This window comes from Clostridioides mangenotii TR (genome assembly GCF_000498755.1).
Taxonomy (GTDB): Bacteria; Bacillota; Clostridia; order Peptostreptococcales; family Peptostreptococcaceae; genus Metaclostridioides; species Metaclostridioides mangenotii_A.
The window spans coordinates 37,018-60,870 of the sequence record NZ_AXUS01000002.1 but is presented as its reverse complement, the minus strand read 5'-3'; the positions used below and the strand labels follow the sequence as shown (position 1 = coordinate 60,870).

Annotated in this window: 24 protein-coding genes; 20 read left to right on the top strand and 4 right to left on the bottom strand. The window is 31.3% G+C overall.

Annotated features, from left to right (window positions below):
• Positions 1 to 768 precede the first annotated feature (768 nt).
• The 15 genes from T473_RS0101215 to T473_RS0101150 all read left to right on the top strand — a co-directional run bounded on the left by T473_RS0101215 (position 769) and on the right by T473_RS0101150 (position 14,514).
• Positions 769 to 1,293 (top strand): hypothetical protein, encoded by a 525-nt coding sequence (locus T473_RS0101215; RefSeq protein WP_024620264.1) that lies wholly within the window; start codon positions 769 to 771, stop codon positions 1,291 to 1,293.
• Positions 1,294 to 1,395: 102 nt separating this feature from the next.
• Positions 1,396 to 2,622, top strand: coding sequence for an efflux RND transporter periplasmic adaptor subunit (locus T473_RS0101210; protein WP_077065753.1), 1,227 nt, complete (start codon positions 1,396 to 1,398; stop codon positions 2,620 to 2,622).
• A complete protein-coding gene (locus T473_RS0101205) occupies positions 2,615 to 3,295 on the top strand; it encodes an ABC transporter ATP-binding protein (RefSeq protein WP_024620262.1) in 681 nt (226 codons plus the stop codon). The genes T473_RS0101210 and T473_RS0101205 overlap by 8 nt, the downstream gene beginning before the upstream one ends.
• The gene (locus T473_RS0101200; RefSeq protein ID WP_024620261.1) at positions 3,292 to 4,491 is read left to right on the top strand and encodes an ABC transporter permease; all 1,200 of its coding nucleotides are present in this window, start codon (positions 3,292 to 3,294) and stop codon (positions 4,489 to 4,491) included. The genes T473_RS0101205 and T473_RS0101200 overlap by 4 nt, the downstream gene beginning before the upstream one ends.
• Positions 4,492 to 4,860: 369 nt before the next feature.
• Positions 4,861 to 5,046 carry a hypothetical protein gene (locus T473_RS0101195; RefSeq protein WP_024620260.1) on the top strand — a complete coding sequence of 62 codons (186 nt, stop codon included), beginning with the start codon at positions 4,861 to 4,863 and terminating at the stop codon, positions 5,044 to 5,046.
• 529 nt (positions 5,047 to 5,575) lie between these two features.
• Positions 5,576 to 8,236 carry a cation-translocating P-type ATPase gene (locus tag T473_RS0101190; protein ID WP_024620259.1) on the top strand — a complete coding sequence of 887 codons (2,661 nt, stop codon included), beginning with the start codon at positions 5,576 to 5,578 and terminating at the stop codon, positions 8,234 to 8,236.
• Between the two features lie 351 nt (positions 8,237 to 8,587).
• Positions 8,588 to 9,571, top strand: coding sequence for an SPFH domain-containing protein (locus T473_RS0101185; RefSeq protein WP_024620258.1), 984 nt, complete (start codon positions 8,588 to 8,590; stop codon positions 9,569 to 9,571).
• Positions 9,572 to 9,599: 28 nt separating this feature from the next.
• Positions 9,600 to 9,773, top strand: coding sequence for a type II toxin-antitoxin system antitoxin (locus T473_RS18220; protein ID WP_152522252.1), 174 nt, complete (start codon positions 9,600 to 9,602; stop codon positions 9,771 to 9,773).
• A gap of 107 nt (positions 9,774 to 9,880) precedes the next feature.
• On the top strand, positions 9,881 to 10,162 hold the full coding sequence (locus T473_RS0101175; RefSeq protein WP_024620257.1) for a hypothetical protein: 282 nt from the start codon (positions 9,881 to 9,883) through the stop codon (positions 10,160 to 10,162).
• A 36-nt stretch (positions 10,163 to 10,198) separates the two neighbouring features.
• Positions 10,199 to 10,417: a hypothetical protein gene (locus T473_RS0101170; protein WP_024620256.1), complete on the top strand. Its 219-nt coding sequence runs from the start codon at positions 10,199 to 10,201 to the stop codon at positions 10,415 to 10,417.
• A gap of 9 nt (positions 10,418 to 10,426) precedes the next feature.
• Entirely contained in the window at positions 10,427 to 10,576 is a 150-nt protein-coding gene (locus T473_RS20030) for an aminoglycoside 6-adenylyltransferase (protein WP_152522251.1), read from the top strand.
• A 139-nt stretch (positions 10,577 to 10,715) separates the two neighbouring features.
• Entirely contained in the window at positions 10,716 to 11,489 is a 774-nt protein-coding gene (locus tag T473_RS0101165) for a TraX family protein (RefSeq protein WP_029791420.1), read from the top strand.
• A gap of 291 nt (positions 11,490 to 11,780) precedes the next feature.
• Positions 11,781 to 12,923: an aldo/keto reductase gene (locus T473_RS0101160; protein WP_024620254.1), complete on the top strand. Its 1,143-nt coding sequence runs from the start codon at positions 11,781 to 11,783 to the stop codon at positions 12,921 to 12,923.
• Between the two features lie 337 nt (positions 12,924 to 13,260).
• Positions 13,261 to 13,887: a hypothetical protein gene (locus tag T473_RS0101155; protein ID WP_024620253.1), complete on the top strand. Its 627-nt coding sequence runs from the start codon at positions 13,261 to 13,263 to the stop codon at positions 13,885 to 13,887.
• A gap of 129 nt (positions 13,888 to 14,016) precedes the next feature.
• Positions 14,017 to 14,514, top strand: a complete 498-nt coding sequence (locus tag T473_RS0101150; RefSeq protein WP_024620252.1) for a flavodoxin family protein — start codon at positions 14,017 to 14,019, stop codon at positions 14,512 to 14,514.
• Positions 14,515 to 14,672: 158 nt separating this feature from the next.
• Here the strand turns inward: T473_RS0101150 and T473_RS0101145 are convergent, their stop codons facing one another.
• From T473_RS0101145 to T473_RS0101130, 4 genes are all read right to left on the bottom strand, one after another.
• On the bottom strand, positions 14,673 to 15,629 hold the full coding sequence (locus T473_RS0101145) for a siderophore ABC transporter substrate-binding protein (protein ID WP_024620251.1): 957 nt from the start codon (positions 15,627 to 15,629) through the stop codon (positions 14,673 to 14,675).
• Between the two features lie 93 nt (positions 15,630 to 15,722).
• Complete coding sequence (locus T473_RS0101140; protein WP_024620250.1) at positions 15,723 to 16,481, bottom strand: iron ABC transporter ATP-binding protein; 759 nt, start codon at positions 16,479 to 16,481, stop codon at positions 15,723 to 15,725.
• On the bottom strand, positions 16,478 to 17,458 hold the full coding sequence (locus T473_RS0101135; protein WP_029791419.1) for an iron chelate uptake ABC transporter family permease subunit: 981 nt from the start codon (positions 17,456 to 17,458) through the stop codon (positions 16,478 to 16,480). The genes T473_RS0101140 and T473_RS0101135 overlap by 4 nt, the downstream gene beginning before the upstream one ends.
• On the bottom strand, positions 17,458 to 18,435 hold the full coding sequence (locus T473_RS0101130; RefSeq protein WP_024620248.1) for an ABC transporter permease: 978 nt from the start codon (positions 18,433 to 18,435) through the stop codon (positions 17,458 to 17,460). Before T473_RS0101130 ends, T473_RS0101135 begins: the two co-directional genes overlap by 1 nt.
• A gap of 461 nt (positions 18,436 to 18,896) precedes the next feature.
• On the opposite strand from T473_RS0101130, the gene zupT reads away from it, so the two are divergent.
• The 5 genes from zupT (at position 18,897) to T473_RS0101105 (ending at position 23,852) form a co-directional block, all read left to right on the top strand.
• On the top strand, positions 18,897 to 19,817 hold the full coding sequence (gene zupT, locus T473_RS0101125; protein WP_024620247.1) for a zinc transporter ZupT: 921 nt from the start codon (positions 18,897 to 18,899) through the stop codon (positions 19,815 to 19,817).
• 513 nt (positions 19,818 to 20,330) lie between these two features.
• Positions 20,331 to 22,256, top strand: a complete 1,926-nt coding sequence (locus tag T473_RS0101120) for an OPT family oligopeptide transporter (RefSeq protein WP_024620246.1) — start codon at positions 20,331 to 20,333, stop codon at positions 22,254 to 22,256.
• Positions 22,246 to 22,647, top strand: a complete 402-nt coding sequence (locus tag T473_RS0101115) for a PqqD family protein (RefSeq protein ID WP_024620245.1) — start codon at positions 22,246 to 22,248, stop codon at positions 22,645 to 22,647. Before T473_RS0101120 ends, T473_RS0101115 begins: the two co-directional genes overlap by 11 nt.
• Before the next feature lie 181 nt (positions 22,648 to 22,828).
• Positions 22,829 to 23,296 (top strand): MarR family transcriptional regulator, encoded by a 468-nt coding sequence (locus tag T473_RS0101110; protein WP_029791416.1) that lies wholly within the window; start codon positions 22,829 to 22,831, stop codon positions 23,294 to 23,296.
• Positions 23,286 to 23,852, top strand: coding sequence for a cyclase family protein (locus T473_RS0101105; RefSeq protein WP_024620243.1), 567 nt, complete (start codon positions 23,286 to 23,288; stop codon positions 23,850 to 23,852). Before T473_RS0101110 ends, T473_RS0101105 begins: the two co-directional genes overlap by 11 nt.
• The last annotated feature ends 1 nt before the right edge of the window (position 23,853 follow it).

Here is a 23,853-nt window from a genome sequence, read left to right as displayed (position 1 = left end):
ATAACGCTTGGATTCTTTACATTGTTATAATAGTTTTAATGTGGTTCCTTGTACTGTCAGCTTATAGATCAGTTAAAATATGGAGCCATCCAATTTAAGTAATCTTAATTTAGAAGAACATTGTTTCGATTAAGATACTTGAGAAATAAGCAATAACAGCCCCATTGAGGGGCTTTTTTTATTTGTAATTTTTTATAATAGTGTATTTCCATGAACTCGTAATATTAAACCAGGTTGCATATAACAGAAATTAGAAAGTATTGTCGCTAAGGACAAAAACAGTATATATAGGTATGGTAAAAAGAGTAGAGACTAGATTAAGATAAAATATTTTTGTATTCAATAAAAGTATTGTAACAAATAGCTGATTATTAAAAATTATTTTATAAGTCAGTGCCTTAATGTTAATAATGACACTATATTATTAACTAAAGTAAAATCAATATATACAGAAGTGTCATTATTATAGAAAAAAAGCGTGATTTTTGAATGATTTATGAATATATGGGAGTAAGTACTGTAAAACAATCTATTGAAGGAAATGGTCTAGAAAAGAACCTACCTTTGAAAAATTATATATATATATTGTCAAGTTCGCTTCACTTACAAATCTAAAAATTTTGTATAAAATTAATATATAAAAGAATTGATCATTACAAAAATTGAATTTAATCGACTGAATAATTGAAATCTAGATTCTGGTGTGTTAATATTTTAATCGATAGGTGTCAAAATTTACCTATTAATTTAAATAAGGGGTGGATTAGAATGGATAATTTAGAAAAATTAAATGAAGTCAGTGAAGAAAATAAATTACATCTTAAAAAAGCAAAAACTTGGAATAAAGTTTTACTAGTCTTGAAATCAATAGGAGTTGTCTTTGGAGTTATTGGAATTCCGGGTTTATTGAACCCAAATAAAGCTACATATGATCAAATGGGTGATGCTGGTATAGAATTATATAAACAAATTACAAGTATAGGATATAAAGCTACCATTATAGCTACATTATTAATCAGTATAGCCTTGTTGGTTATGTATTTCAGGGCAAATAAAAATCTAAAAAATGAAGAAACAACTCCAAAATATCCTTATTATATTGCAATTATTTATACTGTTTTCAATATAATTTATGGGTTATTTACTGGGAGTAATTCATCCAGTGTACCTAATGTGGAGGGGATGGAAAATGCAATATTGTTTATGCAAATATTCAGTATAGTTACACCTATTATACTTACTATACCAGCTGTACTTGTATTAGTACATTTATTCAAAGCTGACGTTGAATAATTAATGGTTATAATTAGTTTTAATTTATTGCGATATAGTTATTAAGTAAAGACACAGAAAAATAATCTTTAGGAAAGTGAATAAATAATGAAGCTTAAAAATATGAAACGAATGACGAAGAAAAAAAAGATTTATTTAAGTATAGTAGCTGGTGTAGTTGCTTTACTAGCGATAATTATTTCAGCTGTTTATGTTAACTTGAAAAAAGGCAATAATGATAACGCTTACACATCGTATAAAATTGAAAAACCCGAACCGTTATTATTTAAAGGTTTTGTCACTGCTGAGAAAGTGAACAGTGTATTTTATGATCAATCTTTAGGTAAAGTAACAGAGATACTTGTAAAAGATGGTCAAGAAATTAAATCAGGAGATGTAATTTTAAGTTATAAGAATGAAGAAATCCAATCTGAAGCTGATGCTCAAGAGAACTCTTTGAAGAAATTATCAATATCTGTAGATAGCGCTAAAAATGAGTTAAGTAACGCTAGAGCAAAGGTTAAAGATTATAAAAATAAGTTATCTCATTCAAAAAATGAGTTAGGTAATACCGATACTAGTACATTAGAAGGCCAACAGAAGAAACAAGAGCTAAAAGCAACGATTAATCAGTATGAAGAACAGTTGGATGCTCAGAATTCAGTAGTTACTCAATCTGAAAATACACTTAGTTCAGCGAAATTAGATTATAAAGATGCAAGTAAATCTGTTGATTCAATACGAAAGAAAGCAAATAAAAATGTTACAGCTGAGATTAGTGGAATAGTTTCTGTTAATGAGAATGGAAAGACTGATCCAACTGTTCCAGTTATAAAAATTATAAGTAAAAATGTGGTAGTTGAAGGGATTATATCCGAATACGATTATGATAGTATAAAACTACGCCAAAGGGTTAAAGTTCGCCCAGTTAGTCAAAAAGGAGAAATCGGAGGTCAAATTAAACAAATTAATCAATTGCCGGATACAGAAATTAATGTAGGTGATAATCAAGCTAATTCTACAGGAAGTCTAAGTAATTATAAATTTCTTGTGGAGCTGGATAGTCCAGTACAGTATGGATACAGTGTTCAGATTAAACTTCCAATAGATGAGCTGCGTATACCTAAAAAAGCTCTGATAAAAGAAGGTAATAAAGAATACGTATATTTATATATATCAGGAAAAGTGATTAAAAAGCCTATAAACACGGAGACAAAAAATGAAGTTATAGTTGTCTTAGATGGACTAAAAGAAGGAGATGTTATAATTTCAAATCCTAATGAAAAATTAAAAGATGGAGATAAGATTGAGTTGAAGTCTGATAATTCGGCGGTGAAGTCCAATGATTGATTTAGTAAATATTAATAAATACTATCATACTGGGAAAGAGGAACTACATGTATTAAAAGATGTCAATCTTCATATCGATTCTGGCGAGATGGTTGCTATTATAGGGCCATCTGGTTCTGGTAAGTCAACTCTAATAAATCTACTTGGATTTATCGATAAGAAATTTAAGGGGACATATCTTTTTGAAGATGAATCCCTAGTTTCAAGTGATGATGATAGGTTATCGAAAATTAGAAATAAAACAGTTGGTTTTGTATTTCAAAACTTTAGTTTGATAGAGAATAATACAGTATATGAAAACTTAGAGCTACCACTTCTTTATAATGGATATGGACTTCATCAGACTCAGGATAAAATTTATAGCATATTAGAAAAGGTCGGATTAGATGGAAAGGAAAAAAATTATCCAAAACAGCTTTCGGGTGGTCAACAACAACGTGTGGCAATAGCGAGAGCACTTATAAACTCACCCAAATTTATAATAGCAGATGAACCGACTGGAGCACTTGATACTGTTACATCCGAAGAAATCATGAAATTATTTGTAGAACTAAATAAAGAAGGCGTTACTGTAATATTAGTAACTCACAACCCTGAGCTAATTTCATATTGTTCTAGAGTTATAACTATTCGTGATGGTGAAATAATTGAGGATAGGGAGCTGATTGGATGAGATTTTATGTAATCTGGCGATCCTCCCTAAAATCTATTAAAAATAACAAGAAGAGAAGTTTCTTAACTACTTTTGGAATAATTATTGGCATTGCTTCTGTAATTGCTATTATGGCAATAGGTAGAGGATTTGAAAAAGATACAGTAAAAAATTTTACTAATAACGAAACCGATGAAGTAGAAGTAAATATACAATTTATTCCAGACAGTGAGTCTCTATACGAGAGCAATGCTGTATTTTTTCAAGATATGGATCTAAATATTCTAAAAAGTCTAGAAGGTGTCAAAGAAGTGTCATATCCTGATAATGATAATAATTCGGTTTATAAAGATATACTTGTGAAAGAAAAAATAGAAAAAAAGCAAATAGATTTAGTAGATGAAACTAATAGAGATATTATTATAGGTAGAAATCTTATGAAAGTGGATAATGAAACACATAATAAGGTAGCTATTCTAGATAGTGTGACAGCTAAAGATATGTTTGAATCACCTGAGAATTCGTTAGAGAAGGGTGTGGAAGTGGATGGACAGCTGTTTACTATTGTAGGCGTTTATAAAGGACAAGAGGCTGAGAGTATGTTTTCAATGCCTGAGTCAAATATATTGATACCTAAAAATGTATATTTTGATTATTTTGAAAAAGAAAATACAACATCTATGATAGTTTTAACTCTAGAAAATGGTTATGCTCCAAATGAAGTTACAGAAGATGCTATAAATCTACTTAAAGAGTCTGGGAGCATGAGAAATATGGGTGACTATCAACCATTTGATATGTCGCTGCTTACGGATAGTGTAGGTAAAATACTTAGAACAATTACATACTTTATATCAGCAGTAGCTGGGATATCTCTTTTTATTGCTGGTGTTGGAGTTATGAATATGATGTATATATCGGTTGCAGAGAGAACAAAGGAAATTGGTGTAAGGAGGGCTCTTGGGGCAACAGAGAAAACTATAAGAATGCAATTTCTTTTAGAAGGTCTTACTTTAACTTTGATAGGTGGGGTAATAGGATATATACTTGGAATCTGTTTTGCATATATAGTAGGCGCGATATTAGATATATCAGTTAGTGTTGATTTATTTACAATATCATTAGCCATAGGTGTATCTGCATTTATAGGATTAGTATTTAGTGTAGTACCAGCTTCTGTTGCAGCTAAAAAGGATCTTATAGATATATTGAGATAGCTTTAAAAAAAGAAAAGCAAGCTTTAAAAATTTCTGTAAAGCTTGCTTTTAATTATTTAGTAAGACTTTTAACTTCCTGTTACCGTTTTAAATCTGTATAAAGTTCAGATCTCAGGAATGTATCACATTATTTTTATACTTTTTAAAAATAGAGGAATCATGAGATTAGATTTAGTTATAAAACATTATATGTTAGAGCTATATGTTTAGGAATTTGTGTATTTACCTTTATAGTATCAGTTCTTGTCTTAATGAGAATGCGAAAAATTTCAGCATACAAATTAATTAGCGATTAAATGATTTAATATTAATGAATAATAATTCCATACAGTGAGATAATATTAAAAAAATGTTATATGAGGTGATTGTATGGAAATGAACACACAAGATTATCTGAAAAAGGCATTATTAGATACTCAAGAAAAGGTTAGAGATTTTATGCTGTATGCCGATAAGATAGAAGACAAAGATTTAAGTAGTTGCTTTAAAGCATACGCAGAAGTAGAAGGACTACAAGCTCAAAAATTACAAGAATATATAGAGAAGTTAAAATAACTAATTTAAAATACCTAGCCATTTGATAGAATTTATCACGGCTAGGTATTTTAAATTTTCAGAAGCCTAAGGTCTGTAGTAAAGGATAATATAATATCAAATGAGCACTATTTAAAGAAAATCGGGATTTTAGATGTTAATGATTTAAAAACAGTTATATTACTAATTAAAAATGAAGGTCTATGTAAGATACTCGAAAATACAAAAATAATTAAATAGCTACTTTTACAAACAAATGTAAAGGATTCGTTAAATTATAGTATATCTAATTGTACTCTATATACAATTGAGATATAATATTTATATAGTTTTAGATTATTTTATGAGGAGAGTATATTTACAAATTATGGATGATTCCGATGAAAGCGACTCTGAAAGGAGTCTCAACATAAATACATTAAAACTTAATAAGAATCAAGAATATACAAGGCATATATGTGTAGTTTTTTAAACTAAAACACTATGTCTTTTTTGTGTGTCTTGACTTATATAAATTAAACTAAAAAAAGAAAGGAGTGATCTTCCAATTATGGAAAGTCACGGACGGATGCCTTGGCATTCAAAAAATATTGATGAGGTTTATAAATCTCTTCAAACTTCAAAAGAAGGATTAAGCGATGCCGAGGCGGCTAAAAGGCTAGAAAAAAATGGACCAAATGAACTACGTCAGAAGCCTTCAAAAAAAATCTGGCAAATGTTGTGGTCGCAAATTACAGATCCAATGGTTTTAATACTTATAGGTGCAGCAGCATTTTCTTTTATTTTAAAGGAATGGACAGAAGCTTTTGTAATCTTGACTATAGTAGTGTTAAATGCAGTGATCGGTATTGTACAGGAGAAAAAAGCAGAGTCGTCAATACAGGCTCTTAGAAGTATTAGTGCTCCAAATGCACAAGTACTTCGCCAAGGTGAGGAGAGCATTATACCTGCAAACGAAATAGTTGTAGGTGATATTGTGTTTTTAGAGGATGGATCAATGATTCCTGCTGATATGAGGTTGATTGAATCAGTTAATTTAAAGGTTCAGGAAGCATCGTTGACAGGTGAATCTGTTCCATCTGAAAAGGAGTCAGACGAGATACTAGAAGAAAATAGTGCCCTTGGTGACCGTAACAACATGGTGTATACGACATCAATAGTTACATATGGTCGTGGGATTGGTGTTGTTACTGAAACTGGTATGGATACAGAAGTTGGAAATATAGCTGGATTGTTAGAAAATCAAGATGATTTTGATACACCTTTAAAGAGAAAACTAAACTCTGTAGGTAAAACACTTACAATAGTTGGGATTATAGTGTGTATACTGATTTTCGGCATAGGTGCATTTTATCAAAGACCTCTTGGACCACAATTTTTAGTTGCGATATCTCTTGCTATATCTATAATACCTGAGGGGTTACCAGCAACTGCAACAATAGTAATGGCTCTTGGAGTTCAACGTATGGCGAAGAAAAATGCACTTATTCGTAAATTGCCAGCAGTTGAAACTCTTGGTAGTACGACAGTTATATGTAGTGATAAAACAGGAACACTTACTTTAAATAAAATGACAGTAACTCATATTGCAGTAAATGGAGATTTTGAAGATAGTAAAACTACTTTAATTTCAGATGCGAAGGATAAACATCCAGATGTATATAGAGAACTTGTATACGCAGGAGCTTTGTGTAACAATGCAAGTTTTGACCCAGATAGAAAAGGTGAGATTATTGGAGATCCGACAGAAGGTGCTCTAATCTATATGTCTCAGGAATTTGGTATTGACCATGAAACTCTAGAAGATAAATATCCTAGATTATTTGAGCAGCCATTTGACTCCGAGCGTAAGCGTATGTCCACAATTAATAATATAGATGATAAATTTACACTGTACACAAAGGGTGCTGTAGATGAAATATTGCCTTTATGTACACATATACTGACTTCAAGCGGTATACGTGAGATAACAGACAAGGATAAAAATAACATACAGAAGTTGTGTTTAGATATGTCTAAAGACGCACTTCGTGTTCTGGGATTTGCTAGAAAGGATATAGCATCTGTTCCAGAAGAAGATGATGAAAATATAGAGTTTGATTTAACATTTGTAGGTGCAGTTGGAATGATAGATCCACCTAGAAAAGAAGTTGCACAATCAGTTGAAATATGTAGAAAAGCTGGTATTCGTACTATTATGATTACTGGTGATCATAAGGATACTGCTATAGCAATAGCGAAAGAGCTTGAGATATTAAATGAGGGAGATACTGTTATATCTGGAGAAGAACTAGATAGTATGACAGATGATGAGCTAGATAAAGCAGTTAAAACTACTACAGTTTTTGCTCGTGTATCACCAGCAGATAAATTAAATATTATACAGTCATTAAAGCGTACAGGTGAAGTTGCTGCAATGACCGGCGATGGTGTAAACGACTCTCCTGCATTAAAATCAGCAGATATAGGAGTATCTATGGGTATAACAGGTACAGATGTTGCAAAAGACGCATCGGATATGATACTGCTTAACGACAGCTTTACAACTATCGCATATGCGATAAAAGAAGGTCGTAGAGTTTATAGAAATATACAAAAGGTAATACAGTTCTTGCTTGCCGGGAACATTGCTGAGATTACGACTTTATTTGTAGCAACTATACTTAATTGGGATGCACCGCTTTTAGCAGTTCATATATTATGGGTTAATCTTGCAACTGCCACATTGCCAGCTTTAGCACTCGGTGTAGATCCAGCAAGTAAAAATATAATGAAACATAAACCAGTAAAGTCAGGGACATTGTTTGAAAAAGATTTGATATCGAGAGTTATAACACAAGGTGTATTTGTGGCAATACTTACAATAGTAGCATTCTGGATAGGTGTTGAATTTGGAAATTACTCTACAGGTCAAACAATGGCGTTTAGTGTACTTGCGTTTTCACAGATGCTTCGTTCATTGAATCAAAGATCTAATACGGAACCGATATGGGTTCGTGCAGAGGGAAGCAATCCATGGCTTTCTGTTTCTTTTGTAGTATCGGGAGCGCTAATGCTTTGCATACTTTTAATTCCAGCATTACAATCAGCCTTTAAACTTACTTTTTTAAGTGGAGCAGAGTGGGCTATTGTTTTAGGGTTGTCAGTGTTATCAATAGTCCAAATGGAAATTGTTAAATGGATAAAGAGTGTAAAAGCTGGAGTTAACTAATAGATACTAAAGTATTTAATAATTGAAAAAGCGGGATTTTGTATGATAGCAGGTTTTTACCAGCCTATCAGCAAAATCCTGCTTTTTTGTAAACTTCGATTATGAGAATAGTAAAAGAGGCTGAAGGTCGTAAAATTGAGATACTTGATGTTGACGAGGAGCTTTTTTTTCTGTAGGGATTTGACAGTACAAGTACAAATGATATTATTCTTGAAAAGGTTGGAAACTTTTTTTAAAATAGTTACAAAATTTGGGTATTTTGTAATTGACATTGGATAAAATAAGAAATATAATAATGATATCAAAACAATATCAAAAATATATAAAAACAATCAAAAAGGGGTGTTATTTATGAATGATTTATCCAATGTAGAAAAAAGAGAATTTAAAGAATTTAAAGCAAAATCAAAAAATGGTATGTCTATTCTGTTACTAAATATCGTACTTATGGTTTTGGATATAGTTGGGATTGTAATTATGCTTTCAGGAGAGCCAAGTGCATTTAAGATAGGTGTAGCAATATTGCTTTTCATATATCTATTTGTAGTTGCTCCGATAATCTTTTTCGGATTAAAAGTAGTAAAGCCAAATGAGGCATTAGTGCTTTCGTTATTTGGTAAGTATTATGGAAGTATACGTGAAGATGGTTTCTACTTTGTAAATCCTTTCGCTACAGCGATATCACCACCATCAGATACAGAAGAAGGCGGCAGAAATGTGAGCAAGGGAGTATATATTCCAAGTAAGAGAATATCTTTAAAGGCAATGACTCTAAACAATGATAAACAAAAGATCAATGATCAATTAGGAAATCCAATAATCATAGGAATAGTAGTTATATGGAGAGTTGTAAATACAGCTAACTCAGTATTTAATGTTGATAACTACAAAGAGTTTTTAACTACACAATGTGATTCAGCTTTAAGAAATATAGTTCGTCTGTATCCATATGATACAGCTGACGTAAATGATAACGAAAAATCACTTCGTGGAAGTAGTCAAGAAATTGCGCAAAAATTAAAAGAAGAGATACAATCAAAGGTTGATATAGCAGGTCTTGAAATTATGGAAGCTAGGATAACACACCTTTCATATTCTCAAGAAATCGCAGCAGCAATGCTTCAGAGACAACAAGCAGCAGCTATAATAGATGCTAGACAGATGATTGTAGAAGGTGCAGTTGGAATGGTAGAAATAGCTCTTGAAAAACTAAATGAAAATAATGTTGTAGATTTAGATGAAGAGCGTAAAGCTGCAATGGTAAGTAATTTATTGGTAGTGCTTTGTGGAAGTAAGGATGCGCAACCAATTGTAAATAGTGGATCTATATATTAACTATAGAATAATAGATAGGGTGACCTAGATGGCTAACAAAGATAAAGATAAAAAACAGGTACTTCTTCGACTATCTCCAAAGCTATGGGAAGAGCTGGCAGTTTGGGCTGAAGATGATTTTAGATCAATCAATGGCCAGATTGAATACCTTCTATCGGAGAGTGTTAAAAGAAGAAAGAAATCAAATAAAAACTTAGAATAAAAATTATGTGTGCTCATAAGTTTGGTCTAAGATTTTATAATTAGAGGCCAGACTGAATATTCAGTTTGGTCTTTTTATTAAAAATTTAAATCTAAGGGGATATTTGTATGGAAAGTATGATTATTGGAACTGTTGGAATATTATTTATAGCTTTAGGTATAATTTTTTTTATAATAGAACTCAAGTTGGATTTACCGCTTTCTTATGGTTTTTGTGCGAATAGTGTACAGAAAAATGGATTACCGATAATACTTACAGGAATTGCACTTGTATTCTTTAGAAATGGAATAGATCAAATTAATTCTATAGTTACATTTGGAATATTTATAACAATAGAATTGATCGTGATAGTATTGTATTTTATTATAAGGAGCAGAAGAGAAATATAAGTTTAAGGCTATAAATTAAAATAAGGAGTGGCTACTATGAATGGAAATGAAGTGTTAAAATATGTATCAAGAATTCGATTTATATTGTTGAATATTGTTGTATTATCAGCTGCAGCGGCAGGAGTTGGATATAAAGGTTCTATGTACTCTGTTTACCCACCGTTTTTCATTCTTACTCTAAAAGTTTCAGCTGTTTTATTTTTAATATCATGTGTAGTGGTATTTACTATTAGAAGAATGCTTAAAAATAATTAAAATGATATCATGGAACATTGGAGTATACACAGACTTAATGTCAATTTAGGAAAGTCGTATAAATACCTGAATAAATATTTTGAAGATGAAATTTTTAATGAAATTAAGAAGACATATAGAACAGATACCATGGAAGATAAATGGGCGCTTTATATATAGCTCATATCTTACATTATTGTTATATAAATGTAATATCAATATGAGGCACGTTTTCTGTAAATTCTATATTATATATTTATAATAAGTTAGTAGGAGGTCAGGAAATGGAAGACATAAAAAAAGGAATCACGAGTTTCAGCTGAAATTATTCGGTATTATTTTAATGGTATTTGATCATATGGGGGAATTCTTTGCATTTTTAGGTGCACCAGTATGGTTTCATTGGTTGGGACGATTAGTTGCGCCAATCTTCTTGTTTACAAGTTCAGAAGGATATATTCATACAAGAAATAAAAAGAAATACATGTTTAGATTGCTTTTGGGATTTTGGATCATGAATGTTGGGAACTATATAGTTAATCAATATTTTCCTATAGGTAATACGATGGTCATAAATAATATATTTGGTACTTTATTTTTAGGAGTATTTTATATGTATTCTATCGATATGTTTAGCGAAGGATGGAATGAAAAGAAAAAATCTAAAATATTTGGATCTATTGTTTTAATGCTGATACCAATATTGATGTGTGTAATAGTATTAATAGCATTATCTTCAGCTGGTTCAAATTCTATATATCTTAAGCTATTTACAACTTTAATGAATATTGTTCCGATACCAATTATAGTTGAGGGTGGTCCGCTATTTATAATTCTTGCAGTGCTTTTTTACAAATTCCATGGTAAAAAGGGAATGCAAGTAGTTGCATTAGTTACTGTAGCATTAATAGCATACTTTACAGGATCAGGAAATCCATTTACAGAGAATTATCAATGGTTGATGTGCTTAGCGTCAATACCAATTGTACTTTACAAAGGTGAAAAGGGAAGAGGAATGCGTAATTTCTTCTACTTCTTCTATCCAGCTCATATTTATATACTATTTTTCATATCGTACTTTATGCAAAAATAAATCTAGAAATAATCTAGAAATATTAAGAGGATTTAAAAATTTTTAATATGCCCATTGCTGATAACGTATTTGATGTTGTCAGCAATGGGCATTTCTACTATTAAATAAACAAATTTTATAATACGATGTTTTCTGTTTTTAATCAGCTCGCATCTATATACTGATTTTATTTTATATTTTATACAGAAATAATGAACTTATGGAATGATTCCAAAACTGTCAAATATACTATATTGATGTTATATTAGCTGTTCTAATTTATTTTATAGTTTCAATAAAAGGAGGGGTTGTATGTTATACAGAAAGTTTGGAAAAACCAATGAAAAGGTATCTGTTTTAGGTTTTGGATGTATGAGACTTCCGCTTATGCCAGGAGGGGATCCAAGCCAAATTGATGAGGGTGAGGCAACTAAGTTAATTCATCGCGCAATTGATGAAGGAGTTAACTATATTGATACTGCGTATCCCTATCATGGTAATGGGATGGAAGACAGTGGTCAAAGTGAACCTTTCTTGGCAAAGGTATTAAAAAATGGTTACAGAAAAAAGGTGAACATAGCGACGAAACTCCCAAGCTGGTTGATAAAGACTAGAGAAGATATGGATAAATATTTAAACGATCAGTTAAAGAGGTTGGAGGTAGATCAAATAGACTTCTATTTAGTGCATGCTGTTGATAGTCAGGTATGGCCGATACTAAAAGAAGCACGTGTTGATGAATTTTTAGATCAAGCAATAAGAGATGGAAGAATAAAATATGCAGGGTTCTCTTTTCATGACAAGTTAGATTTATTTAAAGAGATTGTGGATTATTATGATTGGTCATTCTGTCAAATACAGTACAATTATTTGGATGAAGAGTTTCAAGCTGGCAAAGACGGACTGGAATATGCAGCTAAAAAGGGATTAGGGGTTACTATCATGGAACCTCTTCGAGGGGGAAAACTTGCTGTGAATCTTCCAGAGGATGTACAAGATATTTTTGATAGAGCTAAAGACAAAAAAACTCCAGCAGATTGGGCTTTAAGATGGATTTGGAATCATCCTGAAGTATCGGTAGTATTGAGTGGTATGAACACTATGGATCAAGTTGCAGAAAATCTTGTAACAGCATGCAATTCAAAAGAAAAATCCATGACTGACGACGAAGTAAACATTATAAACAAGGCTAAGGCTATTTTTAAAGAAAAGATAAAAGTAAACTGCACAGGTTGTGGTTACTGTATGCCATGTCCTTCAGGTGTAGAAATACCTTTTTGCTTTACTATGTACAATAACCATCATATGTTTGGTGAAGAAAATTTATATAATGAATTGCTTGATCCGAAACAAAAAGCATCAAATTGTGTGGAATGTGGAAAATGTGAAAAGCACTGTCCTCAAGGAATTAAAATTCGTGAAGAATTGAAAAAAGTAAAATCAATATTTGAATAATGAATAGTGAATAAGAAATACAATAAATATGTTTTTCATGAATAAGACTGGAAACTTGAGGTAAATTTGAATTAAAAATACAATATAAAAATTTTATATAAGCACTTACTGCCATCAATATTTGATATAAAATACTTCAAATATTGATGGCAGTTTTCTTAGTTATTTATTGACAAATTCGTCACTTAGGGTATATTGTAACTTAAGGTTACTTTGGTTAATATTAAAATATAAAGTTTTTTGAATTTTTTACAGAATAATGCTGATAATAATCTAGTAGTATTTCATTATCTGTATTATTAAACACAACAATACATAGAGTAGGTGAATAATCAAAATGAACAAAGATATATTAAATATTAAAACGAAAGATGGAAAAATAGAGTACGGAGCAAATCAAAACTGGTATAAAAGTGAATGGCAACGCAAGAGCGGTTGTGGTCCATCATCAGCTGCAAATTTATTTGCTTATATATCTAGCCAAAATCCAAAAGCAAAAGATCTATGTGATCTAAGACCACCATATAAGCAAGTATCATTTTTAGATCATATGGAAAATTTATGGAATTGTGTTACTCCAACAGCAAAGGGAACAAATTCAACAGCTCTTTTTATCGAAGGATCTAAAAAATATGCAACTTCACGTGGAGTTAAGATTAAGGGACATTCCCTAAATGTACGAAGTAGATTGGATTGTAAAAGACCTACAGCTGTAGAATTTATTGATTTTATAAGAGAAGGTCTAGAAAATGATTGTCCAGTAGCTTTTTTAAATCTATCAAATGGAAGAGTTGATAATTTGTACAATTGGCACTGGGTAACATTAGTTGGACTTTGGGAAGATGAAAATGGGACAGTTTATGCCACAGCATCTGATGAAGGTGTGAAGAGAGACTTTAATATAAAACTTTGGGTAGAGACGACTTTGCTTGGGGGCGGATTAGTATATTTTACTATAGAATAGAAATTGGAATAGAAACCAAAATTCAAATAAGTACTTTTGAATTTTAATAAATTAAGGAATATAATGTAATAACTGATAATATAAAGAGAACAACTATATTATCTATAAAAATTTTGGGGGTAAATTAAAATGAAATCATTGGTCGTATATTATTCATTAGGAGGAAATACACAGTTGATCGCAAGCATTGTATCGCAAAAGATAGATGTCGATATACTTGAGATAAGACCGGAGAAAGAAATACCTAAAAAGGGATTTATGAAATTTTTTTTAGGTGGAAAAAGTGTAATGCTAAACGAGAATCCAAAACTATTGAATGAAAAAATAGATTTAGATGAGTACGACACTATATTTATTGGGACACCTGTTTGGGCAGGTAGCTATTCATCTCCAATTGCGTCGTTTATTTCTAAAAATCATTTAGAAGGGAAGAAGATCGCACTATTTGCATGCCATTCAGGAGGTGGATCAGATAAGTGCTTTGAGAAACTCGAAAGTGTATTACTAGGCAATGAATTCATTGGTAACTCCAGTTATAATTCACCCCTTAAGGTTGGCTTTGACGATATTGTAATGCAAGTACATTCTTGGATTGATAGTGTGGTTTATTTATATAAAACGAAATAAAATATTAATAAAAAAAGAGTGAAAAAATACCTATGAAAATTTTATGATATAAAACTTTATACTTCTAAAATTCTATAACAAAAATTTTGCTGACGATATTCTTTCACTCTTAATATTAAGCGAAAATAATTTTTATAGTTTTTTGATTATTTAATGAATTACTTTAAAGCTGATTCAACTTCGCTTATCATACCATCAACTGAAAGTAAACCACCGCCTGATAAGTACCAGAATTCGGGATCTAAGTTTATAATCTTATCATTTTTACCTGCATTAGTGTTTTTAACTAGATCGTTGTTTAGAGTATCAGAACTCTTGATTTGTCCACCGGTTACAACAGCACGGTCAACTACGAATAGTAGATCAGGATTTATTTTAGATACGTACTCGAAGTTTACTTCTTGCCCATGTGTAGAAGCTTCTATTTTTTCGTCAGCAGTTTTTAAGTTAAGAACGTCATGGATTATCCCAAAACGAGATCCTTTACCATAAGCACTTATACTTCCATCGTTAGTTAATATTATTAAAGATTTCTTGTCTGATTTTTCAGCCATTCCGCTTACTTTTTCGATCTTTTTATCTATTTTATCTAAGTGGTTTTTAGCATCATCTTCTTTTCCAAATAATTCAGCTACTTCTGTAGTATTTTTCTTGAAGTCATCCATATAAGTTTCTGCTTCTAAGTCTATGTATACAGTAGGAGCTATTTCAGATAATTTATCGTAGTATTCTTCTTGTCTTCCTGATATAAAAATTACATCAGGTTCGAATGCAAAGATTGCTTCCATATCTGGCTCTTTTATACCGCCAGCATTTGTTGCTTTTTCAAAGCTTGAAAGATATTTTGGTAGACTATCTAATGGTACCGCAGTATCTGCATTAACATCAAGTGCCTGCATTGTATCTAATATACCCATATCGAAAACAACGACTTTTTTAGGATTCTTGGGAACTTTTGTTTCTCCTTTTGAGTGCTTAAATACTACTTCACCAGCGCTTTCTGATGATTCCGTTGCGTTTTTGCTTTCTTCTTTTTTATCCGATTTTGGACTACAACCTGCTACTATGACTACAGTCATTGTTAATACTAAAAGCATCGAGAATAGTTTTTTCATTGTTATTTCCTCCAATTATTTTAAAATTTATTTTAAATTAGCAATATGCTATTAATTATCATTATCAATGGATTTGCAAAACTCAGCTAATTATTAGCTGTAGTATAGGCATATATTTTTGCCATCAATATTTTGAATGTCTATATCCATTCCATAAATCTCTTTAAGTACTGGGGAATTCATAATATCTTTTGTATCCCCATCTTGAACTATTTGTCCATTTTTCATTGCAATTACATAATCCGCATAACAAGATACGAAATTTATATCGTGTATAACGATCATTACAGTCTTATTTAATTCATTTACAAGTCTTTTAAGGACTTTCATAATTTGGACAGAGTGTAGCATATCTAAGTTGTTTAGCGGTTCATCAAGGAATATGTAGTCTGTATCTTGAGCAATAACCATAGCTATATATGCCATCTGTCTTTGGCCACCACTTAGTTCATCTAAGAATCTATCTTGTAAATCTGTAAGTCCTATATAGCTTAGAGAATCATCAATAAATTTTTCGTCTTCTTCTGTTAATTTACCTTGAGAGTGTGGGTAGCGTCCAAAGCTAACTAAATCTCTAACAGTTAGTCTGATATTTAAATGATTTGATTGTCTCAGTATCGATAGTCTTTTAGATAATTCACTGTTGTTCCAATCTTTAAGTTCTTTGTCATCTATAAACACTTCTCCAGCATCTTTAGCGAGAGTTCGGCTTATTATAGATATCAATGTACTTTTACCAGCTCCATTACTACCAATAAATGCTATCAATTTATTTTGAGGAAGTTCAAGATTCACGTTATTTATAACTTCTTTTTTTCCGTAATGCTTAGCTATATTTTTTAGTTTTATCATTTTTTACTCTCCTTTAATAAAAGATATATGAAGCATATTCCTCCGAAGAAGTTTATTATTACACTTATCGGAATTGAAAATTGAAACACTTTTTCAACGATTAATGTACCAACAGAAAGCGACAAGCATCCAATCAATACTGCAGCAATTACCTGTAAGCTGTGATGGTAGGATTTCACAATTCTACGCGATAAACTTACAACCAATATTCCTAAAAATGTTATCGGACCAACTAGAGCAGTAGATACTGAAATCAAAATAGATGTTATTATAAGTGATTTTAGTACTGCTTTATTGTACGATATACCTAAATTTATAGCATGATCGGCTCCAAGTTCGATTACATCGTATTCTTTAAGATCCCTTAGGGTAATTATAATGATAATTATTATCAGTAATAAACTAATACCTAATAAGTCCTGATTTATATTGTTAAAGGTTGCAAACATCTTTCCTTGAAGAACTGAAAACTCGTTTGGATCGAGAAGTACTTGCATAAATGTAGACATACCTCTAAACAAAGTTCCAACTATCATACCTGCTAAAACTAAAAAGTATAGATTTTTATTTTCACCTCTAAACAAGAAGTAAAATAGTAAACACGAACTTCCTATCATAAATACTATCGACAGAATAAAATTTGGATATCCAGTCATCATGGATAGTTGCTTTGATCCGAAAGAAAAAACGATAACAGTTTGTATAAATAAATATAATGAATCAAGTCCTATAATACTAGGTGTTAGTATCCTGTTACCTGTTATAGTCTGGAATGTTACTGTTGAATATCCTACGCAGTAACTTACAACTATTATTGCCAACATTTTCAAACTTCTTCTTGGAAGATAATAACCTATATTTTTTTCAGTTAGGCCCCAGAAAGTATAAAAAGACATTACGCATAACGTTGCTAAAAAGAGAAGTAAAATTATTTTTATATCTCTACTGTGTTTTTTGAAAAATTGTCTTTTAATCATCATAGCGCCTCCTTCTTTTTAAATAAGACACCCAAGAATATGATACTTCCGAGAATACTAATTACTACGCTTATTGAGATTTCATATGGCGATATAAGTGTACGACCTATGATGTCACATATAAGAATAAATAATGTACCGATAAGAACTGTATCGAGTAGAGTATTCTTTAGATTATCTCCTTTATAAAGCCTTACAATATTAGGTACTATCAAACCTACAAATGGAATGCTTCCAACTGTTATAACAACTAATGAAGTTATAAATGCAACAATAATAAGACCAATCATTACAACCCATTTATGATTTAGTCCAAGATTTGTTGAAAAACTTTCACCCATACCAGCGATGGTAAATTTACCAGCATATGCGTAAGCAATTATTAACACTGGTATACCTATAAAAAGTAGTTCATATCGACCCTTTATGATCAGCGAAAAACTTCCTTGAAGCCATGAAGACATATTTTGAATTACATCGTATCTATAGGCAAGAAACTCAGTTATCGCACTCACAACACTCCCTAACATAATACCGATAAGTGGCACCATGATAGCATTTTTATATGTAATACGTTGCAAAAGGTTCATAAAGAGCATAGTTCCTAGCAGAGAAACAGCAAAAGCGATTAACATCTTAGATATCTTAGCTTCATTTCCTGCTACTATAATTGAAATCAGTATACCGAGACGACACCATTCCATTGTTCCTGCGGTAGATGGTGATACAAAGTGATTATTAGTTATAGTCTGCATTATTAGTCCAGCTATACTAAGCGTTGCCCCTGTTATGATTATACTGATTAATCTTGGTAGTCTACTGATCATAAGCAGATACAAATCATTTTCATTGTATTTGATTAAGCCGTGAAAACTAAAATTTTCGACTCCAATTCCTATAGATACCACTGATAGAATTAGAAGCAAAATTATTAATGTGGTTCTATTTGAAATCAATCGCAGTATATTTTTTTTCATTATAGTTCCTCCTATGTCAGTACTCATTTTAACAAAATAGAAAATGAAAGTCAATATCAATTACGAAGTAAAATTATGTAGAATTAAAAAATTACTTTATATAAATAAGTTTTTTAAAATAATATAAATTAATTTTCTATATAAATATATTGTTTGTGATTGAAGAACCTTAGTTTTGGGTAAACGGTAAGTGCATGGTTTTTTTACTCTCATTTAAAAAATTTTATTTACGTAAAGCATTCATTGGTATAGTATTTAGATATGTAGTATAAAAAATTATAGAATACTTGTTAATCGATGCAGTTTTATAAGTGTATAATACGGAATACAATTAAGTTATTATAATTTTAAATATGGTATATAGAAAATGAAATGGACTTTATAATAGTCTTGGATTAGATTTTATCTAAAAAATACAACTAAGAGATTTAGACAATAGTATAACGAGGTAGGTGAAGTTTATGGATCAAAATATTTTATTTGCGTTTATGATGACGTTGATAGCTGGTTTATCGACGGGAATAGGGAGTGCAATAGCATTCTTTGCTAAAAAGACAAATACAAAATTCCTCGCAGTAAGTCTTGGATTTTCTGCTGGAGTCATGATATATGTTTCTATGATCGAGATATTTACAGAAGCAAAAAATACATTGATAGTTCCTTTAGGATTAAAAAATGGTACTATTGTAACTGTATTAGCATTCTTTGGAGGTATGATTTTGATAGCTTTAATTGATAAATTGATACCATCAGAAGAAAACCCGCACGAAGTAGAACGAGTAGAAACCTTAATTAAAATAGAAGCGGAAGAACATTTCGGGAATTTAAAAACTGAAGAAATTGTGCAAGAGAAGAGGAGTGAAGAGGGCCGAGAAGTAATTGATGGATCAAAAGATCAAAAAGATGAAGGGCAATCTGATTTAAACAACAGACGACTTATGAGAACTGGGTTATTTACAGCTATAGCAATCGCGATTCACAACTTCCCAGAGGGACTTGCAACATTTGTTTCGGCACTACAAGAGCCATCTCTTGCAATACCAATAGTAGTGGCTATAGCGATACATAATATACCTGAGGGTATTGCAGTATCTGTGCCAATATACTATGCAACTGGTAGTAAGAAGAAGGCATTTATATATTCTTTTTTATCGGGATTATCAGAGCCGGTTGGGGCTATAATCGGGTTTATGATATTGCTTCCAATTATGAACGATGTTTTATTTGGAGTGATATTTGCAGGAGTAGCAGGAATAATGGTTTTTATTTCTATAGATGAGCTTCTGCCTTCTGCGAGGGAGTACGGTGAACATCATCTTTCTATATATGGAATGGTTGTAGGGATGGCTGTTATGGCAGCTAGTTTGATAATGTTTATGTAAAGTTAAAATTTTTTAACATTTGTAGAGTGATTAAATAATTTTAGTACATAAAGTAATTTTTTATGACAATTATTTGACCACTCTATTCTTTTTGCTAACAGTGTTAGGGCAACTTTTAAGAATAATTAATTAGCAATTAATTATAAATATATTTAAATTAAAATTTTTAACGTATAGTTGAAATGATCCTTATTTTTTTATAGATAAAAAATAAACACTGTTTTAAATAATTTATTAGTGGCATAATAATATATATGGAAGATTGTTTGGCAAATCCTAATTAAATTTTCCATGTCTATGTCTATTATTATGCTTTTTTGTACATTTTGGAAAATTTATGAAATGGATTATAATGTTTTTTCAATTAAAAATATTATGTAAATTTTCTTAAGTAGCTCAAACAAGCTTATACCAAGCTATTAGACTGAAAATTTAAAAAAGGGTACTCCAATTTTTCATAAAATTATGGTATTATTTAATTGGATATTAATTAGCCTAAAAGGAGTGAAAAAAATGAAGAAAAAATTGCCTACGGGAGCATATGGTGGCGTTTCTGGTAAAGATTATGTACCTTATGTTACCGACAAATCGAGAACAGGCGGAAATATAGCAGTTCTCTTAATAGGTATACTCTTATCTGCAGTTTTCGCTGCGTCAACTACATACTCAGGTATGAAAGCCGGATTAACAGTTGCAGCGGGTATTCCAGGAGCTATTCTTGGTGCTGGATTAGTTGGAGTATTTGCAAAAGAAAAAGGAATTTTAGGTAAGAACTTAATTCAAGGGATGTCAAGTGCTGGAGAATCAGTTGCCAGTGGTGCGATATTCGTGTTGCCTGCAGTTTTACTAATTGGTGGCAGGATTACATTTTTTGAAGGTCTAGCAGTAGGAGTTGGTGGTGTACTATTTGGTATAGGTATAGCAGCACTAGTTCACAACTACCTTATCATTGAAGAGCATGGAAACTTAATGTATCCAGAATCAATGGCAATTTCAGAAACTTTAGTTGCATCTGACACAGGTGGAGAATCACTTAAGTACATGGGAATTGGTTTTGGTATAGGTGGTGTACTTACTGTGTTAACTGGATCTGTATTAGGTCTCGTAAACAACATGGCTAGTTTTGTCGGAACAAAAGCTTACAAATGGAAATTGGATATAGAAGTGAATCCGCTATTACTTGGTATAGGGTTTATAGTTGGATTAGAGATATCACTTACTATGTTTGCAGGTTCAATGTTAGCTAACTTTGGAATTACACCATTAATTGGTTATTTCGCTGATATGGCTGCTCCAGGTGCTATGGTATGGAATGCTCCAGATGTTGCTATAAACAGCATGGAAGTTGGTACTATAGCAGGTTCATATGTTAAGTACATAGGCGCAGGAATGATGCTTTTTGGTGGAATTATAGGTGCTATAAAGCTAATACCTGTTATAGTTGCTTCAATAAAAGAAACAATGAAAGCTACAGGTGGTGAAGGTGACTCTAAAGGTTCTTTACAAATAATAATACTACTTGCTGGTATTGTTATATCATTTGTTGCTGGATTTATGATTACTGGTGGAAACATTGGTATGGCGATTATAGGAACTATAGCTTCACTAGTTCTAATGTTACTATTCATAATAGTTGCAGGACGTTTAACTGGTACTATAGGTACTTCTAACCTTCCTGTTTCTGGTATGACAATAGCTTCATTAGTTATAGTAACTATGATATTCGTTGTAATGAAGTGGACTGGTATAGAAGACAATAAATCGTTATTATTATTTGGTACATTAATAGTTATTGCCATTGCCATTGCAGGTGGATATTCTCAATCACAAAAAGTTACTTATATAATCGGTGGCGATAAAAGCGAAATGCAAAAATATTTTGCTATCGCTGCAATAGTTGGTGTTATAGTTGTTATAGGAACAATGATAATACTATCAGATCAATTAGCTGTAACTGGAGCAGATGCGCAATTCGGTCTTCCACAAGCTAACTTAATGGCTACACTTACTTCTGGTATAATGTCTGGGGATCTTCCTTGGGTTATGATATTTATAGGTATATTCATGGCGGTAGTTTTATATTTCTTAAACTTACCAATAATGACAGTTGCTATTGGATTCTACTTACCAATATCAACAACATCTATAATATTAATAGGTGCTTTAATAAGAGTTCTAGTTGAAAAAATGTCTAAATCAGATGCTGAAAAAGAAGCAAAAGTTTCTAACGGAGTAAGTTTATCTTCTGGATTAGTTGCTGGTGGATCTATAATAGGTCTTATAGGTATAATCCTACAAGTTACAGGAGTTATAACTCTTGGAGAAGTAACAGGATTTGCAGCTGGAAACGGAATGGCGCTTATATTACTTGCTGCCCTTGTTATATTGACAGCGATACCTATCATGAATTCTAAGCCTGCCAAGAGCGATGAAGAGTAATGAAGAGGTTTTAAATCTTGTATATCAAATTAGAGATGATTTAGAATACGAGGTTGATGAAAAAAATATCGTCACAATAATAAAAAGACAAGAGCATTGGGTACAGAGATTTTTTAGAAAATTGCGATTTAAAATTCCTGAGATTACTTATATTAAGCTAGACTCTTATTCCAGTTTTATATTTTTAAATATAGATGGCAATAGGACAGTAAAAGAGATTGGGGAAATCATGGATGAAAAGTACGGTGAGGAAGCCAAACCACTGTATGAGAGATTGTTGCTTTTTCTAAATCATATCGAAGTAAATGCCAAATACATTGTTCGTATGGAAAAGGATTTTGTTGAAATCAATCGTGATAAAGACGGATCTTTAGAAAATATAGATGAATAAGAAATACTACCTTAACATAAAGTTGAGGTAGTATTTTTTATATAGATTTTTAATTTTTTAATTAATATTTAACCATTGATAAGGTAAGCATTGTGTCAATGTCTAAATTTGTATTTGACAAATAGATATGCAAGTAATATAATAACATTGTGTCCTGGGAAACTATAAAGAGGTGTCAGTTATGAGTGTAGATAAAAAAATAATCAAGGTATTAAAAGAAGTATATGAAAAAGAAGATGTCCTTAGTAAGATAAGGAACAAAGGAATAATAGAGGGATATACATTATCAGAAATTCACACTATAGATGAAATAGGCAGAGCATCTGAACCAGTAAATGTAACTATAATATCCGAAAATTTAAATATGACAAAAAGTGCAGTAAGTAAGATAATAAAAAAACTTGTAAATAAAGATACTATTAGAGTATTTCAAATTCCTGAAAATAAGAAAGAAAGGTATTTTTTTCTGACTGAGGTAGGAAAAGATATATACTTACAGCATGAAAAAATTCACAGTATTTGGGAAAAAACTGACGAAAGATTTTTTAAGGAAATAGAGGATAAATACAAAAATATAACTTTAGAAGTTCTAGAAAAATTTAATGAATATCTAAGAACAGAAATAGAGGAGGGTAATTATGATAATTGATTTGACAACAAAGATAGAAAAAGATAGTGATGCTATGAAGTGGATTGAAACTCAGGAAAATAAATTAAGGGCAGCAGGTCACGTTGGAACTCATTTAGATACTTATTGTAAGAGTGATATTCCGATAGAATATTTTAAGAGTAGTGGAGTTTTAATAGATGTGTCGGAGATCTGCTATGATAGAGAGGTTGAGCCGAAAGATCTTGAAGGAACAAATATTTTAGAAAATTCTTTTGTGGTTTTTAGAACATCTCACATCGAGAAATTTGAATATGGAACTAAGGAGTATTTCAACAATCACCCTCAACTTTCTCATAAATTAATAGATTTCCTACTTGATAAAAAAATTAATTTTATCGGTATAGATTGTTCGGGGATACGTAGAGGTCAGGAGCACCAACCAGCTGATAGATTGTGTGAAAGTAAAGGGGTATATGTTATTGAAAATTTAAGCAATTTACAAAAAATAGGATCTGATCCTTTTACAGTATATACTATGTGGCTGGATGATAGTGACCTTACAGGATTAAGATGTAGAGTCATAGCAGAGCAGTAGT

What these genes read in the sequence shown, in the direction of transcription:
- T473_RS0101215 (WP_024620264.1), top strand. Translation starts at nt 769, where the DNA reads ATGGATAATTTAGAAAAATTAAATGAAGTCAGTGAAGAAAATAAATTA.
- T473_RS0101190 (WP_024620259.1), top strand. Translation starts at nt 5,576, where the DNA reads ATGGAAAGTCACGGACGGATGCCTTGGCATTCAAAAAATATTGATGAG.
- T473_RS0101155 (WP_024620253.1), top strand. Translation starts at nt 13,261, where the DNA reads ATGAACAAAGATATATTAAATATTAAAACGAAAGATGGAAAAATAGAG.
- zupT (WP_024620247.1), top strand. Translation starts at nt 18,897, where the DNA reads ATGGATCAAAATATTTTATTTGCGTTTATGATGACGTTGATAGCTGGT.
- T473_RS0101115 (WP_024620245.1), top strand. Translation starts at nt 22,246, where the DNA reads ATGAAGAGTAATGAAGAGGTTTTAAATCTTGTATATCAAATTAGAGAT.
- T473_RS0101170 (WP_024620256.1), top strand. Translation starts at nt 10,199, where the DNA reads ATGAATGGAAATGAAGTGTTAAAATATGTATCAAGAATTCGATTTATA.
- T473_RS0101105 (WP_024620243.1), top strand. Translation starts at nt 23,286, where the DNA reads ATGATAATTGATTTGACAACAAAGATAGAAAAAGATAGTGATGCTATG.
- T473_RS0101175 (WP_024620257.1), top strand. Translation starts at nt 9,881, where the DNA reads ATGGAAAGTATGATTATTGGAACTGTTGGAATATTATTTATAGCTTTA.
- T473_RS18220 (WP_152522252.1), top strand. Translation starts at nt 9,600, where the DNA reads ATGGCTAACAAAGATAAAGATAAAAAACAGGTACTTCTTCGACTATCT.
- T473_RS0101140 (WP_024620250.1), bottom strand. Translation starts at nt 16,481, where the DNA reads ATGATAAAACTAAAAAATATAGCTAAGCATTACGGAAAAAAAGAAGTT.
- T473_RS0101110 (WP_029791416.1), top strand. Translation starts at nt 22,829, where the DNA reads ATGAGTGTAGATAAAAAAATAATCAAGGTATTAAAAGAAGTATATGAA.
- T473_RS0101205 (WP_024620262.1), top strand. Translation starts at nt 2,615, where the DNA reads ATGATTGATTTAGTAAATATTAATAAATACTATCATACTGGGAAAGAG.
- T473_RS20030 (WP_152522251.1), top strand. Translation starts at nt 10,427, where the DNA reads ATGGAACATTGGAGTATACACAGACTTAATGTCAATTTAGGAAAGTCG.
- T473_RS0101200 (WP_024620261.1), top strand. Translation starts at nt 3,292, where the DNA reads ATGAGATTTTATGTAATCTGGCGATCCTCCCTAAAATCTATTAAAAAT.
- T473_RS0101160 (WP_024620254.1), top strand. Translation starts at nt 11,781, where the DNA reads ATGTTATACAGAAAGTTTGGAAAAACCAATGAAAAGGTATCTGTTTTA.
- T473_RS0101135 (WP_029791419.1), bottom strand. Translation starts at nt 17,458, where the DNA reads ATGATTAAAAGACAATTTTTCAAAAAACACAGTAGAGATATAAAAATA.
- T473_RS0101145 (WP_024620251.1), bottom strand. Translation starts at nt 15,629, where the DNA reads ATGAAAAAACTATTCTCGATGCTTTTAGTATTAACAATGACTGTAGTC.
- T473_RS0101130 (WP_024620248.1), bottom strand. Translation starts at nt 18,435, where the DNA reads ATGAAAAAAAATATACTGCGATTGATTTCAAATAGAACCACATTAATA.
- T473_RS0101185 (WP_024620258.1), top strand. Translation starts at nt 8,588, where the DNA reads ATGAATGATTTATCCAATGTAGAAAAAAGAGAATTTAAAGAATTTAAA.
- T473_RS0101120 (WP_024620246.1), top strand. Translation starts at nt 20,331, where the DNA reads ATGAAGAAAAAATTGCCTACGGGAGCATATGGTGGCGTTTCTGGTAAA.
- T473_RS0101195 (WP_024620260.1), top strand. Translation starts at nt 4,861, where the DNA reads ATGGAAATGAACACACAAGATTATCTGAAAAAGGCATTATTAGATACT.
- T473_RS0101150 (WP_024620252.1), top strand. Translation starts at nt 14,017, where the DNA reads ATGAAATCATTGGTCGTATATTATTCATTAGGAGGAAATACACAGTTG.
- T473_RS0101210 (WP_077065753.1), top strand. Translation starts at nt 1,396, where the DNA reads ATGAAACGAATGACGAAGAAAAAAAAGATTTATTTAAGTATAGTAGCT.